Source organism: Streptomyces sp. NPDC104831, from assembly GCF_055583025.1.
In genome coordinates this window covers 1-15,177 of the sequence record NZ_JBVJOT010000048.1, presented here as the reverse complement: position 1 = coordinate 15,177, position 15,177 = coordinate 1, and the positions used below count along the sequence as shown (strand labels likewise).

13 protein-coding genes are annotated in these 15,177 nt (G+C 74.6%); 8 read left to right on the top strand and 5 right to left on the bottom strand.

Features of this window, described 5'->3' with window-relative positions:
• The first annotated feature begins 116 nt into the window (after window positions 1-116).
• Together ACZ63H_RS28475 and ACZ63H_RS28470 are read left to right on the top strand one after the other, a co-directional pair.
• Complete coding sequence (locus ACZ63H_RS28475) at window positions 117-1,301, top strand: MFS transporter (RefSeq protein ID WP_469869916.1); 1,185 nt, start codon at window positions 117-119, stop codon at window positions 1,299-1,301.
• A gap of 521 nt (window positions 1,302-1,822) precedes the next feature.
• Entirely contained in the window at window positions 1,823-2,563 is a 741-nt protein-coding gene (locus tag ACZ63H_RS28470; RefSeq protein ID WP_469869829.1) for a maleylpyruvate isomerase family mycothiol-dependent enzyme, read from the top strand.
• Window positions 2,564-2,570: 7 nt separating this feature from the next.
• On the opposite strand, the gene ACZ63H_RS28465 is transcribed toward ACZ63H_RS28470, so the two are convergent.
• Window positions 2,571-2,969: a MarR family winged helix-turn-helix transcriptional regulator gene (locus ACZ63H_RS28465; protein WP_469869827.1), complete on the bottom strand. Its 399-nt coding sequence runs from the start codon at window positions 2,967-2,969 to the stop codon at window positions 2,571-2,573.
• Between the two features lie 85 nt (window positions 2,970-3,054).
• On the opposite strand from ACZ63H_RS28465, the gene ACZ63H_RS28460 reads away from it, so the two are divergent.
• Together ACZ63H_RS28460 and ACZ63H_RS28455 are read left to right on the top strand one after the other, a co-directional pair.
• Entirely contained in the window at window positions 3,055-4,545 is a 1,491-nt protein-coding gene (locus ACZ63H_RS28460) for an MFS transporter (RefSeq protein ID WP_469869825.1), read from the top strand.
• A 72-nt stretch (window positions 4,546-4,617) separates the two neighbouring features.
• Window positions 4,618-4,902 (top strand): DUF6332 family protein, encoded by a 285-nt coding sequence (locus tag ACZ63H_RS28455; RefSeq protein ID WP_469869823.1) that lies wholly within the window; start codon window positions 4,618-4,620, stop codon window positions 4,900-4,902.
• A gap of 351 nt (window positions 4,903-5,253) precedes the next feature.
• Here the strand turns inward: ACZ63H_RS28455 and ACZ63H_RS28450 are convergent, their stop codons facing one another.
• On the bottom strand, window positions 5,254-6,525 hold the full coding sequence (locus tag ACZ63H_RS28450; RefSeq protein WP_469869821.1) for a geranylgeranyl reductase family protein: 1,272 nt from the start codon (window positions 6,523-6,525) through the stop codon (window positions 5,254-5,256).
• A 131-nt stretch (window positions 6,526-6,656) separates the two neighbouring features.
• Between ACZ63H_RS28450 and ACZ63H_RS28445 the strand changes: the two genes are divergently transcribed.
• Together ACZ63H_RS28445 and ACZ63H_RS28440 are read left to right on the top strand one after the other, a co-directional pair.
• Window positions 6,657-8,012, top strand: coding sequence for a M20/M25/M40 family metallo-hydrolase (locus ACZ63H_RS28445; protein WP_469869819.1), 1,356 nt, complete (start codon window positions 6,657-6,659; stop codon window positions 8,010-8,012).
• 62 nt (window positions 8,013-8,074) lie between these two features.
• Complete coding sequence (locus ACZ63H_RS28440; RefSeq protein WP_469869817.1) at window positions 8,075-8,779, top strand: MBL fold metallo-hydrolase; 705 nt, start codon at window positions 8,075-8,077, stop codon at window positions 8,777-8,779.
• A gap of 6 nt (window positions 8,780-8,785) precedes the next feature.
• On the opposite strand, the gene ACZ63H_RS28435 is transcribed toward ACZ63H_RS28440, so the two are convergent.
• Complete coding sequence (locus ACZ63H_RS28435; protein WP_469869815.1) at window positions 8,786-9,829, bottom strand: NUDIX hydrolase; 1,044 nt, start codon at window positions 9,827-9,829, stop codon at window positions 8,786-8,788.
• A gap of 149 nt (window positions 9,830-9,978) precedes the next feature.
• A complete protein-coding gene (locus tag ACZ63H_RS28430; protein ID WP_467939953.1) occupies window positions 9,979-10,158 on the bottom strand; it encodes a hypothetical protein in 180 nt (59 codons plus the stop codon).
• A 213-nt stretch (window positions 10,159-10,371) separates the two neighbouring features.
• Here ACZ63H_RS28430 and ACZ63H_RS28425 point away from each other — a divergent pair, with 213 nt between their 5' ends.
• Window positions 10,372-12,375, top strand: a complete 2,004-nt coding sequence (locus ACZ63H_RS28425) for an NPCBM/NEW2 domain-containing protein (protein WP_469869813.1) — start codon at window positions 10,372-10,374, stop codon at window positions 12,373-12,375.
• Between the two features lie 456 nt (window positions 12,376-12,831).
• Here the strand turns inward: ACZ63H_RS28425 and ACZ63H_RS28420 are convergent, their stop codons facing one another.
• Entirely contained in the window at window positions 12,832-13,785 is a 954-nt protein-coding gene (locus ACZ63H_RS28420; protein ID WP_469869811.1) for an ROK family protein, read from the bottom strand.
• Window positions 13,786-14,003: 218 nt separating this feature from the next.
• On the opposite strand from ACZ63H_RS28420, the gene ACZ63H_RS28415 reads away from it, so the two are divergent.
• Window positions 14,004-15,050 (top strand): LacI family DNA-binding transcriptional regulator, encoded by a 1,047-nt coding sequence (locus tag ACZ63H_RS28415; protein WP_469869809.1) that lies wholly within the window; start codon window positions 14,004-14,006, stop codon window positions 15,048-15,050.
• Window positions 15,051-15,177 lie beyond the last annotated feature (127 nt).

Below are 15,177 nucleotides of genomic sequence, written 5' to 3'. Positions count from 1 at the left end.
CGCGGTTGACGGCCGGCCGTGCGGCGCCGGCACCCGTGCCTCCCTTGCCCGGCCCCGGCGCCACCCGTACGCTGGAGTTTGTGCCGATTCTAAACAAAACCCGGGTGCACAGCGTCGTGCCGGGCCGCAGCCTCACGGCACTGCGCGCGGCGATCACCGCCTTCTTCGCCCTGGACGGATTCATCTTCGCGGGATGGGTCGTCCGCATCCCCGACATCAAGCACCAGACGCACGCCTCCGCCGGCGCCCTCGGGCTCGCCCTGCTCGGGGTGTCCGCCGGGGCCGTGCTCACCATGACGCTGACGGGCCGGCTGTGCCGTCGCTACGGCAGCCATCCGGTGACCGTGGTCTGCATGGTGGTGCTCGCGCTCAGTGTGGCGCTGCCCCCGCTCACCCACTCGGCGCCCGTGCTGGGGGCCGTGCTGCTGTTGTTCGGCGCGGGCTACGGCGGTGTCAACGTGGCGTTCAACAGCGCCGCCGTCGATCTGGTCGCCGCGCTGCGCAGGCCGATCATGCCGAGTTTCCACGCGGCCTTCAGCCTGGGCGGGATGGTCGGCGCGGGCCTCGGCGGACTGGTCGCCGAGCACCTCTCCCCCACCCGTCACCTGCTGGGCCTCACCGTGGTCGGGCTGCTCGTCACGGCCGTCGCCGGACGCACCCTGCTGCGGTGCGAGCCGCCGGCGCCGCCGGAACGCCCGGAGACGCCGGCGGCGAAGCCGGGCGGGAAGTCCCGGCGCGGGCTCGTCGTCGTCTTCGGGCTGGTCGCGCTGTGCACGGCGTACGGGGAGGGCGCGATGGCCGACTGGGGCGCGCTCCACCTCCAGCAGGACCTCGCGGCCTCCGCCGGCACCGCGGCCACCGGGTACGCGTGCTTCGCGCTCGCCATGACCATCGGCCGGCTGTCCGGGACGGCGCTGCTGGCCCGGCTCGGCCGGGCCCGGACCGTGATCGGCGGCGGCGGCGTCGCGGCGGCCGGGATGCTGCTCGGCGCGCTCGCACCGTCGGTGTGGGCGGCGCTGGCGGGTTTCGCGATCACCGGTCTGGGACTCGCCAATCTCTTCCCGGTCGCCCTGGACCAGGCGGGCGCGCTGGCCGGTCCGTCCGGGGTCGCCCTCGCCTCCACCCTCGGCTACGGCGGCATGCTCCTCGGGCCGCCCGCGATCGGGTTCATGGCCGACTGGTTCTCCCTGTCCACGGCGCTCACCAGCGTGGCCGCGCTGGCCGCGGTCGCCACCGTCCTCGGCGTGGCGACGCGTCGCGCCTTCACGGACCCCGCTGCGCCCTCGCGACCGGCGCGCTGACGAGGCCGCGGAGTCCGCACCCCCGGCCCCCCGGGTCGGCCCCGCCGCCCGCCCCGGGCGGCGGGGCCGACTCCTCCGGCACGTCTTGCGCGGCCCGGACGAGCAAGGCGGGCCGGGGCGCCGCTGCCGTGGTGGCCCGGCCGGCGGTGTTCGCGCCGGCCGCGGGGGGCGTCGTTCGTCCCGTCACACGTTGGAGTGCAAGAGGACCGCCGTCCGGATGAGCGGCCGCCGGCATGAGCATCGTCGCCTCATGACCTTACGAAAGACACCCGGCCCCAACAGGGCCTCGGCGACGGGAACGACACCCCTCGCCGAGGCCGCCGCCTCCGCCGCGCCCTCGGCCGTCACGGGCCGCGCGTGCGGTACCGGCGGGCCGCACACGGACGCCGGGGGCACGAACAGCGGCCCGGGCCCGCGCGCCCGGCGCCCCCGCGGCACGATCGCCCGGCTCCCGCGGAGCGAGCGCACGGGGGTGGTCGGCCATGTCCCCCGCCCTTTCTGACGACCGGCAGACTGGTTCCATGAAGATCGCCGACTTCATCGAAACCCTGGACCGCGAGGGCCGGTTGCTCGCGGCGGCCGCCGCTGCCGCGGGGCCCGGCGCCAGAGTTCCGACGTGCCCCGACTGGCAGGTGCGCGATCTGGTGCGGCACACCGGCTGGGTGCACCGCTGGGCCGCCGCCCTGGTCGCCGACCGGGTCACCACGCGCCGGCCGCTGGGCGATCCGCCGGAGACGGCCGACGACGAGCTGGTGTCCTGGTACCGGGACGGTCACCGCCTGGTGGTGGACACGCTGGCCGCCGCCCCCGCCGACCTGGAGTGCTGGACCTTCCACCCGGCGCCCAATCCGTCACCGCTGGCGTTCTGGACCCGTCGGCAGGCGCACGAGACGACCGTGCACCGCTACGACGCCGAGCGAGCGCGCGGCGGGGAGCCGTCCCCGATCGCCCCGGACTTCGCGGCGGACGGCATCGACGAACTGCTGCGCGGCTTCCACGCCCGCGAGCGCAGCCGCGTGCGCTGCGAGGAGCCGCGGGTGCTGCGGGTGCGCGCGGTGGACGCGGGGGCGGACGCCGTGTGGACCGTACGGCTCACGGCCGGGCCGCCGGTGACGGTGCGCGGGGCGCAGGGCGAGGCGGAGACCGAACTGTCGGGGCCCGCCGACCAGTTGTACCTGGCCTTGTGGAACCGGGCGGATATCCCCCGGGTGACCGGTGATCCGGCGCTCGCGGCCCTGTGGCGGGAGCGGTCCGGGATCTGAGGCCCGGTCAGTCCGTGCCGGCCAGCATCCGGGCCAGCACCTCGCGCTGCACCGGCCGTACCTCGCCGTGCAGCGCGCGCCCCTTCGCCGTGAGGCAGACCCGCACCGCGCGCCGGTCCTCCGCACACATGCCGCGCTCCACGAGGCCGTCCTTCTCCAGCCGGGCGATGAGCCGGGACAGCGCGCTCTGACTGAGATGGACCCGGTCGGAGATCTCCTGCACCCGGTAGGCAGAGCTGCCGTCCGGGGCCACGCCCTCGGCCAGCAGGTCGAGGACCTCGAAGTCGCTGGCGCACAGCCCGTGCCCGTGCAGCACCCGGTCCAGTTCGCACTGGGTGCGGGCATGCAGCGTCAGGATCTCCCGCCACTGCTCCACGAGCCCCTGCTCGGCATTCTTCGCCGCCATGCCCGCACGGTAGCAGAAAACGAGGTTTGTTGCACCGTAATTAAATGAGCTTGCATCTGATGCGTGTGCATGTAATCTCGTCGCCATGACCTCTCCGCTCACCACCTCCGCGGCCCCGTCCCCGGCCGCGCGCTGGACTCCCCGGCTGTGGGGCACCCTCCTGGTGCTGTGCGCCGCGATGTTCCTGGACGCGCTCGACGTGTCGATGGTCGGCGTGGCCCTGCCGTCCATAGGCTCGGATCTCCACCTGTCCACGTCGACCCTCCAGTGGATCGTCAGCGGCTACATCCTGGGCTACGGCGGCCTGCTCCTCCTCGGCGGCCGGACCGCCGATCTGCTCGGCCGGCGCCAGGTGTTCCTGGTGGCCCTCGCCGTCTTCGCGGTCGCGTCGCTGCTCGGCGGGCTCGTGGACTCGGGCCCGCTGCTGATCGCCAGCCGCTTCGTCAAGGGCCTCAGCGCGGCCTTCACGGCGCCGGCCGGGCTGTCGATCATCACCACCACGTTCCCGGAGGGCCCGCTGCGCAACCGGGCCCTGTCGATCTACACCACCTGCGCCGCCACCGGTTACTCCCTGGGCCTCGTCTTCTCCGGCCTGCTGACGGAGGCCAGCTGGCGGTTCACGATGCTGCTGCCGGCGCCGGTCGCGCTGATCGCCCTGTTCGCGGGCATGAAGCTGCTCCCGCGCAGCGAGCGCGAGCGCGGCCACGGCGGCTACGACGTCCCGGGCGCCGTCCTCGGCACCGCCTCGATGCTGCTGCTCGTCTTCACCGTGGTCCAGGCACCGGAGGCCGGGTGGGCGTCGGCCCGCACGATCCTGTCCTTCGCCGCCGTGGCCGTCATGCTGGTGGTGTTCGTCCTCGTCGAGCGGCGCAGCCCCAGCCCGCTGATCCGGCTCGGGGTGCTGCGCTCCGGCCCCCAGGTGCGGGCCCAGCTCGGCGCGCTGACCTTCGTCGGCAGCTACACCGGCTTCCAGTTCCTGGTCACCCTGTACATGCAGCAGGTGCTGGGCTGGTCGGCCATGCACACGGCGCTGGCGTTCCTCCCGGCGGGTGCGCTGGTGGCGCTCTCGGCGACCAAGGTCGGCACCGTCATCGACCGGTTCGGCACGGGACGGCTGATCGTGCTGGGCTTCGTCATGATGACGGCCGGATACGCGCTGTTCCTGCGCATCGACCTGAACCCGGTCTACGCGTCCGTGATCCTGCCGACCATGCTGCTGGTCGGCGCGGGCTTCGCCCTGTCCTACCCGTCCCTCAACGTCCAGGCCACCAACGGCGTGGACGAGCACGAGCAGGGCATGGTCTCGGGTCTGCTGAACACCTCGGTGCAGGTGGGCGGTGCGCTCTTCCTGGCCGTGGTGACGGCGGTGGTGACCGCGCACGCCCCCGAGAAGGCCACCCCGCAGGCCGTCCTCGACAGCTACCGGCCCGGACTGGTCGTGGTCACGATCGTCGCCGTCGTGGGACTGCTGCTCTCGCTCAGCGGCCTGCGCCGCTCCCGGCCGGCGCACTCCCTCGTGGTCGCCAGGTCCACCATGACGGAGGCGGACGCCGACCGGGTCCCGGTCCGCGACTGACGGGGGCCGCCTCCAAGGTGCGCCCGGCGGGGGCTCGTTGCCCGCCGGGCGCACCTCTGCGAAGGTGACGGGATGGACACACACGGGGGCCGCCGCAGCCAGGCCGAACGGGACGCGATGACGGTGGAGATCGGTTACGCGCTGGTCAGCGCCCTGTTCGCGGCGGCGGTGCTGTTCGGGGCCGTGGCCGGGCCGGCGCTGCTCCTCGATCTCCCCGGTCCGCTGTCGAAGGTGCTGCTGCGGCTGGGCCTGGTGGTCGCGCCGGTCGTGTTCACGGCCCGGGTGGTGAGCGTACTGCTGCGTTTCCGGTGGCCGGCCCAGCCCGCCCGGCCGGGTCGGCCCGGCCCGGATGCGTAGGCCCGCACGACCGGTCGAGCAGGGTCGCGGGCGCCGGGCCTCCCCGTGCCGGCCGGCGGCCGGCGGGCGACCTCCCCGCCGGGCCGGCCACGCTGGACGCCGTCCCGGGCCGCCGAGGTCGGCCGAGCGGGGTGGTCCGCCGCGCTTCCCGGGGACGACGGGGGCCGTGCGGAGATCCGGGCGCCGGCCGTGTGCCCCGCGGGGGGCGGCGACGCGGTCCGGACCGCCGCCCCGCCCGGACGGAGCCCCCCAGGACCGCGCCGGACCCCGTCCGGCTCTTTCGCGGGCGGCTCCCCGTCCGGCTCTTTAGGCGGCTCCCCGTCCGCCCCGGGCGGCTCCCCTTCCGGCCCGTCAGGACCCGACGGGCTCCCCGTCGGAGGCGGGTTCCTGTGCGGTGGCCTCCGCCGGAACCGCCGACCGGCGGTCGAGGGCCGTCAGGGCGCGCTGGGCGATCGGACGGGAGCGGACGAGCTCGCCCAGGGTGGTCGCGCCCTGGGTGATGTCCCGGAACGCCCGCCACGCCGGGCGGAAGCCGGTGAGCGCCGCGTGGAACAGGCCCGGGCTCCGCTCGAACACGGTCAGCAGCCGCTTGCCGACACTCATCTCGACGCCGAGCCCCGCCTTGATCGCGAACGCGTAGTTCAGGGCCTGGCGGCGGGTGTCCACCGCGTCGTGCGCCTCGGCGATGCGCACCGCCCACTCCCCCGCCAGCCGGCCCGAGCGCAGCGCGAAGGAGATGCCCTCACGGGTCCAGGGCTCCAGCAGACCGGCCGCGTCCCCGCAGACCAGCACCCGGCCCCGGGACAGCGGCGAGTCGTCGGCGCGGCAGCGGGTCAGGTGCCCGGAGGAGAGGGACGGCTCGAACCCGGCGAGGCCCAGCCGGGCGATGAAGTCCTCCAAGTACCGCTTGGTGGCCGCGCCTTCGCCGCGCGCGGAGATCACGCCGACGGTCAGCGTGTCCCCCTTCGGGAACACCCAGCCGTAACTGCCCGGCAGCGGGCCCCAGTCGATGAGGACCCGGCCCTTCCAGTCCTCGGCGACGGTCTCCGGCACCGGGATCTCCGCCTCCAGGCCGAGGTCGACCTGGTCGAGCTTCACCCCGACGTGGGCCCCTATCCGGCTGGCGCTGCCGTCGGCGCCGACGACCGCGCGGGCCAGCACCGTCTCCCCGCCCTGGAGGACGACGGCGACCGTGCGCCGGTCCGGCACCGCCGAGCCGTGCTGCTCGACCCGCTGGACGGTGACGCCCGTCCGCAGCTCGGCGCCCGCCCGCTGGGCGTGCTCGACCAGTTGCTGGTCGAACTCGGGGCGGTTGATCAGGCCGAACAGCATCTGCTTGGAGCGGCGGGTGCGGGTGAAGCGGCCGTTGTGGGAGAACGTGACGGCGTGCACCCGGTCCCTGAAGGGCAACTCGAAGCCGGGCGGCAGGGCGTCGCGCGAGGGGCCGATGATGCCGCCGCCGCACGTCTTGTACCGCGGCAGCTCGGCCTTCTCCAGCAACAGCACGCGCCGTCCCGTGACCGCCGCCGCGTAGGCCGCCGAGGCGCCCGCCGGGCCCGCGCCCACCACGACGACGTCCCACACCCGCCGCACGTCGTCCGCTGAAGAGTTCTCGCCGCTCACGATGGTCTACCGCTCCGCTCAAGCCGCTGCCAAGTGTCCTGTCGCATCCTACGGCGACCGTCCGGGCGATCCGCTGTGGGAGGATCGGTGTACCCACCCCGTACAACGTCGCACCCACGAGGAGCGTGCCCATGCCGTCGCACCCGATCGCCGAGACCGTCGCCACGCTGCTGCCCCGGGCAAAGGCGGAGCTGGCCGAACTGGTCGCCTTCCGGTCGGTGGCGGACTTCTCGCAGTTCCCGAGGAGCGAGAGCGAGGCCGCCGCGAACTGGGTCGCCGACGCGCTGCGGGCCGAGGGCTTCACGGACGTGGCGCTGCTGGACACCCCGGACGGCACGCAGTCGGTGTACGGATACCTGCCGGGCCCGGAGGGTGCCAAAACGGTCCTCCTCTACGCGCACTACGACGTGCAGCCCCCGCTGGACGAAGCCGGCTGGACCACTCCGCCGTTCGAGCTGACCGAGCGCGACGGCCGCTGGTACGGCCGCGGGACCGCCGACTGCAAGGGCGGCTTCCTCATGCACCTGCTCGCCCTGCGCGCCCTGAAGGCGAACGGCGGGGTCCCGGTGCACGTGAAGGTGATCGTGGAGGGCTCGGAGGAGCAGGGCACAGGCGGCCTGGAGCGGTACGCCGAGCAGCACCCCGAGCTGCTGGCGGCGGACACCATCGTCATCGGCGACGCGGGCAACTTCCGGGTCGGCCTGCCGACGGTGACCACCACCCTGCGCGGCATGACCCTGGTGAAGGTGCGGATCGACACCCTGGCCGGCAATCTGCACTCGGGCCAGTTCGGCGGCGCCGCCCCGGACGCGCTGGCCGCGCTGATCCGGGTGCTGGACTCGCTGCGCGCCGAGGACGGCTCCACCACGATCGACGGTCTGGAGGCCACGGCGGCCTGGGACGGCCTGGAGTACACCGAGGAGCAGTTCCGCGCGGACGCCAAGGTGCTGGACGGCGTCGGGCTGATCGGTGACGGCTCGGTCGCCGACCGCATCTGGGCACGCCCGGCGGTCACCGTGCTCGGCATCGACTGCCCGCCGGTCGTCGGCGCCACCCCGTCGGTGCAGTCCGGTGCCGGTGCCCTGGTGAGCCTGCGGGTGCCGCCGGGCACGGACGCGGCACAGGCCGCCAAGCTGCTCCAGGCGCACCTGGAGGCGCACACCCCGTGGGGCGCCCGCGTCACCACCGAGCAGATCGGCCAGGGCCAGCCGTTCCGCGCCGACACCTCCAGCCCCGCCTACCAGGCGATGGCCGAGGCGATGGCGGTGGCCTACCCCGGCGAGACCATGAACTACGCCGGTCAGGGCGGCTCCATCCCGCTGTGCAACACCCTCGCCGGGCTGTACCCGCGGGCGGAGATCCTGCTCATCGGGCTGAGCGAGCCGGAGGCACGGATCCACGCGGTGAACGAGAGCGTGTCCCCCGAGGAACTGGAGCGGCTGTCCGTCGCCGAGGCGCTGTTCCTGCGCAATTACGCGGCTGGCTGACCTCTTCTGCCCACGGCAGAGGGCCCTCGCCGGCAGGCGGGGGCCCTCCCTACGGTCGGGGCATGGACGTCATCGAACTGCTGCCCCGGCTGCACCTGCTCCGCTTCCCCGTCGGCCAGGCCTATCTCTGGCGTGACGACGAGGAGTTGACCCTGATCGACGCGGGCCCGATCGGCGCCGGCCGGCCGATCGCCGACGCGGTCACCGCGCTGGGGCACGCGCCCCGGGACGTACGGCGCGTCGTGCTCACCCACTTCCACGAGGACCATGTCGGCGGGGCGGCCGAGTTCGCCGCGCTGAGCGGGGCCGAGGTGCTGGCGCACCACTTGGACGCCCCGTTCGTCCGCGGGGAACGGCCGGGCCCGCCGCCCCGGACCGAGGAGTGGGAGCGGCCCCTGCACGCGGCGGCCCTCGCGCAGTTGCCGCCGGGGCCCCCTAAGCCGCCGGCCTCGCTCACCGAGCTGTCCGGCGGTGACGAGCTCGGCTTCGGCGGCGGCGCCCGGGTGGTGCACATCCCGGGGCACACCGACGGCAGCATCGCGGTGTTCCTGCCCGCGCACGGCGTGCTGTTCACCGGGGACACGGTGGCGGCGGCACCGGACGACGGCACGCCGATCCCCGGAGTGCTGAACCTGGACCGGGAGCGACTCCTCGCCTCCATACGGAGGTTGGCGGACCTCGGCGCGGAGGTCGCGTGCTTCGGGCACGGCGACCCGGTGCTGTCCGGCGCCGGCGCCGTGCTCCGCTCGCTCGGTCAGGGCCGTTAGGCGGGATCAGCCGACCGGCACCCCCGCCTCCAGGTACAGCGCGCTGCCCTGCTCCCGGGCGCGCAGCGCCCAGCGCAGCCGCTCGTAGCGGACCGGGGGCAGCATCGCGGCGGCCTCCTGTTCGGTGGCGAACCGCCAGGCGCGCAGCTCCGGTCCGGGCAGCAGCACCCGGGACGCCTCGCCGGGTGCCAGCCGGCCGCCGTCGAAGAGGAGCCGCAGCCCGCCGTAGCCGGGCGGAGTGGGCCGTTCCCAGTCCACGACCAGCAGCCGGGGCACCTCCCGCAGCTGTATCCCGGTCTCCTCGGCGACCTCGCGCATCCCGGCGCGGGCCGGTGCCTCGCCCCGTTCCACCACGCCGCCGGGGAACTCCCAGCCGGGCTTGTAGGTGGGGTCGACGAGCAGCACCCGGTCGTGCTCGTCGAAGAGCAGCACCCCGGCGGCGAGCGTCTCGGCGGTCGGCTCGGGGGTCTGCACGATGTCGCAGGCGGGGACGGCGCCGTTGCCGACGGCCTCGGCGATGCGGACGGCGGTCTCGTACGGGGTGAGGGCGCTGGTGTCCAGCGGGTGGGCGTCGGCGGTGAGCCAGGTGGCGAGGGCGGCGCGGTAGGGCTCGATGTGGTCGTAGGACCACTGCCGGACGCGCATCTCGCCGTCGGGTGCCTCGGGCGGTATCCCCCGGTCGGCTATCCGCTCCCGCAGGATCGTTTCGGTGGGGGCGAGCAGCAGGTGGTGCACCCGGATGCGGCGGGCGGCGAGACCGCCGAAGATCTCGTCGCGGTACTCCTGGCGGAGCAGGGTCATCGGTACCACGAGGGTGCCGCCCAGCTCGGCGAGCATCGCGGCGGCCGTGTCGACCACGAGCCGCCGCCAGATCGGCAGGTCCTGGAAGTCGCCGGCCTCGGCGAGGCGCTTGGGTGGCAGCAGGTGCGTGAGCGCCCCGCCGATGATCTCGGGGTCGAAGAGCGCGCTGTTCGGGATCAGTTCGATCAGTTCACGTGCGGTCGTGGTCTTCCCCGCACCGAACGCGCCGTTGATCCAGACGACGGTCACGGACTCCCCCTCTTCTGTTGGCCCCCTGAGGATTGCCCGCTCCACCCTGCCATGGAAACCCGCCGCCGTTGAGGGCGCCTGTCCGCGCACACGCGAGTGCCGGTGCCCCCTGTGGCGGGGACACCGGCACGCACGCCCTGCGCCGCGGATCAGTCGCGGTCGAGGACGCCGTCGGTCTCCAGGCTGTGGTCGGCGATGAGGTCGCCGACCTCGTCCACCGTGTCCGAGACGTCGAGCGGCCGGTCGGGCGCCGCGTGGGACGGGGTGACGGCGGCCACGACGAATCCGGCGGCGAGGGTGGCGATGGCGAGCATGCTGCGCTTCTTCATGCGCTGACCAACTGCGGCGACGGGTCGGAGGTCACGCGGATCGTGGCGGCTTTTCCGCGTCGGACAGGGGCCTTGGGGCGAACAGTTCCGAACGGCCGGACCGGCTTGAAGGAAGCCTTTCCAACAGACTCCGACACGTCCTACCGTAAGCGCACAGCATGACGCGTACATGCCGTTCATTTCCGCCGTTCGCGAGTCGGAGGAGCATCGACGATGCGTCACCCTCACACCCGCACCATCCGCCGCGGGGTCGCCGGGGCCCTCACCGCCGGACTGCTGTGCGCGGCGGGCCTCGCGGCACCGGCCGCGGCCGCCCCCGCCGCCCCGGCCGACGGCCTCGCCCGCACCCCGCCGATGGGTTTCAACAACTGGAACTCCACCCAGTGCCGCGCCGACTTCGACGAGGCCATGGTCAAGGGCATCGCGGACCTCTTCGTGGAGAAGGGCCTGAAGGACGCCGGCTACCGCTACGTCAACCTGGACGACTGCTGGGCCCTGCCGGAGCGGGATGCGAACGGCCACCTGGTGCCCGACCCCGGGCGCTTCCCGGGCGGCATCAAGGCGGTCGCGGACTACGTCCACGCCAAGGGGCTCGAACTCGGCATCTACACCAGCGCCGGCACCAAGACCTGTAGCAACACGGGGTTCCCGGGCGCCCTCGGCCACGAGTACGACGACGCCCGGCAGTTCGCCGACTGGGGCGTGGACTACCTGAAGTACGACAACTGCAACAACCAGGGCGTGGACGCGCGACAGCGCTACCGGACCATGCGCGACGCGCTCCGGGCGACCGGCCGGCCCATCGTCTACAGCATCTGCGAATGGGGCGAGAACAAGCCCTGGGAATGGGCCGCGGACGTCGGGCACCTGTGGCGGACCACCGGGGACATCAGCGACAACTGGTCCTCGATGCTGTCGATCCTGAAGCAGAACCTGCCCCTCGCCCCGTACGCCGGTCCCGGACACTGGAACGACCCCGACATGCTGGAGGTCGGCAACGGCGGCATGACGGACACCGAGTACCGCTCGCACTTCTCGCTCTGGTCGGTCATGGCCGCACCGCTGCTCATCGGGACCGACCTGCGCAAGGCCTCCCGCGCGACGTACGACATCCTGGGCAACAAGGAGGTCGTCGCCGTCGACCAGGACCCGCTCGGCCGGCAGGGCGCGGTCGTCTCCTCCGCGGGCGGCCGCTGGGTGATCGCCAAGGAGATGGCGGACGGCAGCCGCGCGGTGGCCCTCTTCAACGAGTCCGGCACCGCCCAGCGGATCGCCACCGACGCACGCGCGGTCGGCCTGCCCGCCGCCGGCGGCTACTCGGTGCGCGACCTGTGGCGGCACCGCACGTACAACTCCGCCGGCACCCTCGCCGCCACCGTCCCGGCCCACGGCACGGTCCTGCTCCGCGTGGCGGCCGATCCGCGCTGGGCCGCGCACCCGCCCGCCGTGGAACTCGGCCTGGACGGCGACCTGTTGCTGACGGCGGCCACCCCCGCGACCCTGACCGGCGCCGTCACCGACCTCGGGGGCACGCCCGCACGCCGGGTGTCCGTCACGCTGACCGGCCCGGCCGGCTGGAGCGTACGGGCCACCTCGCCGGCCTCGGCCGCCGCCCTCCCCACCGGCAGGACGCTGCGCACCCGCTGGCGGGTGACCGCCCCGGCCGGCACCCCGCCGGGCTCCTACAACCTGACGCTGCGGGCGGACTACCGCTCGCCGTCCGGCACTGCGGAGACCGGCGAGGTGCCGCTGACCGCGTCCGTGGTGGTACCGCCGCCGTCCGGGACGTCGTACCTCGGCGACCTGCCGTGGCTGTCGGCCGTCAACGGCTGGGGGCCGGTGGAGCGCGACACCAGCAACGGGGAGAGCGCCGCGGGGGACGGCCGGCCGCTCACCATCGGCGGCACGGTCTACGCCAAGGGGCTCGGCGTCCACGCCCTCGGCGACATCGCCTTCTACACCGGCGGGGCCTGCGAGAAGGTCACCGCGTCCGTCGGCGTGGACGACGAGAAGGACACCAAGGGCACCGTCGCCTTCGAGATCCGGGCGGACGACGAGGCGGCGGCGGGCACCGGCGTCCTCACCAACGCCATGCCCGCCCGGCAGCTCACCGCCGACGTCACCGGCGCCCGAGTGGTCCGGCTGGTCGTCACCGACGGCGGCGACGGCGTCGACTCCGACCACGCGGACTGGGCGGACGCGCGCCTGAGCTGCTGAACGCGCGCCCGGCACCGGACGGCATCGGCAGGCCGACGGCGCGGGGACCGTCCCGGCAGCGCGTCCGCAGGTCCCGTACTCCGATGACCGCCCCACCGGCCGGCGGCGGCTGCCGCCGGCCCCGGACGGGACACGTGTGCGCGGGCCGGGGCGGCCGCCGCCGAGACCGGCGCGTCCCGGCGGCCCCTTGAGAGGGCGGGGGACGGCGGACGTGCCGGGTGCCTGGGTGGTCGCCGGGCCGCTCCCCGCACCGTCCGTCCGGCGCAGGAGGGTCCGCCGGGAGTCCGGGGCCACGACGGGCGGAGCGGCGCCGCCAGGCGATGCGGCGGGCCGGCCGGCGCCCGGACCGCCGGGGCACGGGCGCGTTCCCGGTGCCGCGCCGGCTCGGCCGCCCCACCGGAGGTCTTCACCGTGGTCGAAACCGGCAGGTGTCGACCACGCTCGTGACCGATACGGCTAGCGGCTCGCCGCCGTCGCGTCCGGGGTGCGGGTCAGGGCCGCCGCGGCGGCGCCGACCAGGCCCGCGTCGGTGCCCATCCGGGCGGGTACGACGGTCAGCCGCCGCACGAAGGAGAGGGTCGCGTAGTCGGTGAGGGCCTTGCGCAGCGGGGTGAACAGGATCTCGCCCGCCTTGCCGACCCCGCCGCCGACCACCGCGATGTCGATCTCGACCAGGGTCGCGGTGGCCGCGATCCCGGCGGCCAGCGCCTGCGCCGCCCGCTCGAAGGAGGCGACGGCGACCGGATCGCCCGCGCGGGCGGCGGCGGCCACCGCGGCGGCCGAGGTGTCGCCGTCGGGACCCGGGCGCCAGCCCTGCTCCAGGGCCCGGCGCGCGATGTTGGGCCCGCTGGCGAGGCGCTCCACGCAGCCGCGCGCGCCGCACGGGCAGGGGTCGCCGTCGAGGTCGACGCTGATGTGGCCGATGTGGCCGGCGTTGCCGGTCGGGCCCGGGTGGAGCCGTCCGCCGAGCACCAGACCGCCGCCGACGCCGGTGGACACCACCATGCACAGCGCGTTGTCGTGGCCCCGGGCGGCGCCCTGCCAGTGCTCGGCCGCCGTGATCGCGACGCCGTCGCCGATCAGCTCGACCGGCAGTCCCCCGGTGGCCGTCCGCACCCGGTCGACCAGCGGGTACTCCCGCCAGCCGGGCACGTTCACCGGGCTCACGGTGCCCGCCGAGGCGTCCACCGGGCCGGCGCTGCCGATGCCGACCGCACCGGCGCGTTCCCACAGCGGTGACCCGGTCAGCTCGCCGAGGACCTCCTCGACGGCCCGCATGACCGTTTCGCCGTCCTGCCGGGCGGGCGTGGGGCGCTGGGCGCGCACCAGGAGCCGTCCGGTGCCGTCCACCAGCGCGCCGGCGATCTTGGTGCCGCCGATGTCCAGGGCCGCCACGAGGTCGGTGTGCATCAGAGTCAGATCTCCCCGTTGAATGCTTGAAAACCAAAGAAGAGCAGGCCGGTCAAGCGGTGGGGGCGCAGGCCGGTGACAGCGGTGGACAGTCTCTCTCGCACCTGACAACGTTGTCCAGGCTCTATGCTCGACGCCACATCCTCATACAAGCCCACGGATCCCGCACCGCCGTGGAGCCGAGCGACGACAGCCGGACGACAGACAGGACAGCGCACGTGCCCGAGACCACCCGCCGCGCGGACCTCCCCGGGAACCGGTACGGCAACCGCCCGACGATGAAGGACGTGGCGGCCCGCGCCGGGGTCGGGCTGAAGACGGTCTCCCGCGTGGTCAACGGCGAGCCCGGGGTCACCCCGGACACCGAGCGCCGGGTGCGGGAGGCGATCGACGCGCTCGGCTTCCGCCGCAACGACAGCGCGCGGGTGCTGCGCAAGGGCCGGACCGCGAGCATCGGGCTGGTGCTGGAGGATCTCGCGGACCCGTTCTACGGACCGCTCAGCCGCGCGGTCGAGGAGGTGGCGCGCGCCCACGGCGCGCTGCTGATCAACGGCTCCAGCGCGGAGGACCCCGAGCGGGAGCGGGAACTGGCGCTCGCGCTGTGCGCGCGCCGGGTCGACGGGCTGGTGGTGATCCCGGCCGGGGACGACCACCGGTATCTGGAGCCGGAGATCAGGGCGGGTGTGGCCACCGTGTTCGTGGACCGCCCGGCCGGCCGGATCGACGCCGACGTGGTCCTGTCCGACAACTACGGCGGCGCCCGTGACGGCGTCGCCCACCTCGTCGCGCACGGCCACCGGCGGATCGGGTTCATCGGCGACATGCCGCGCATCCACACGGCCGGTGAGCGGCTGCGCGGTTACCGGGCGGCCATGGAGGACGCCGGGATAACCGTCGAGGAGCGCTGGATGTCCCTCGGCGCGACCGACCCGGAGCGGGTGCGCCGGGCGGCGGAGGAGATGCTGACCGGTCCCGACCCCGTGACCGCGGTCTTCGCCGGCAACAACCGGGTGACGGTCACCGTGGTCCGGGTGCTGGCCGAGCGGTCCCGCCGGGTCGCGCTCGTCGGCTTCGACGACTTCGAACTGGCCGATCTGCTCCGGCCCGGCGTCACGGTCGTCGCCCAGGACTCGGCGGCCCTCGGCCGCACGGCCGCCGAACGCCTCTTCCGCCGGCTGGACGGCGCCCCCCTCGCCCCGGAGCGCATGGAACTCCCGACCCGCCTCATCGCCCGCGGCTCGGGCGAACTGCCGCCGGCGGACTGAACCCGAGGGGCGCACGGGGCGTTCGCCGCCTCGGGGGGGGGGGGGGGGGGGGGGGGGGGGGGGGGAGGGGGGAGGAAGGGGGGGGGGGGGGGGGGGGTGTTGGGGTGTGGGGGGAGGGAGAAGAGGA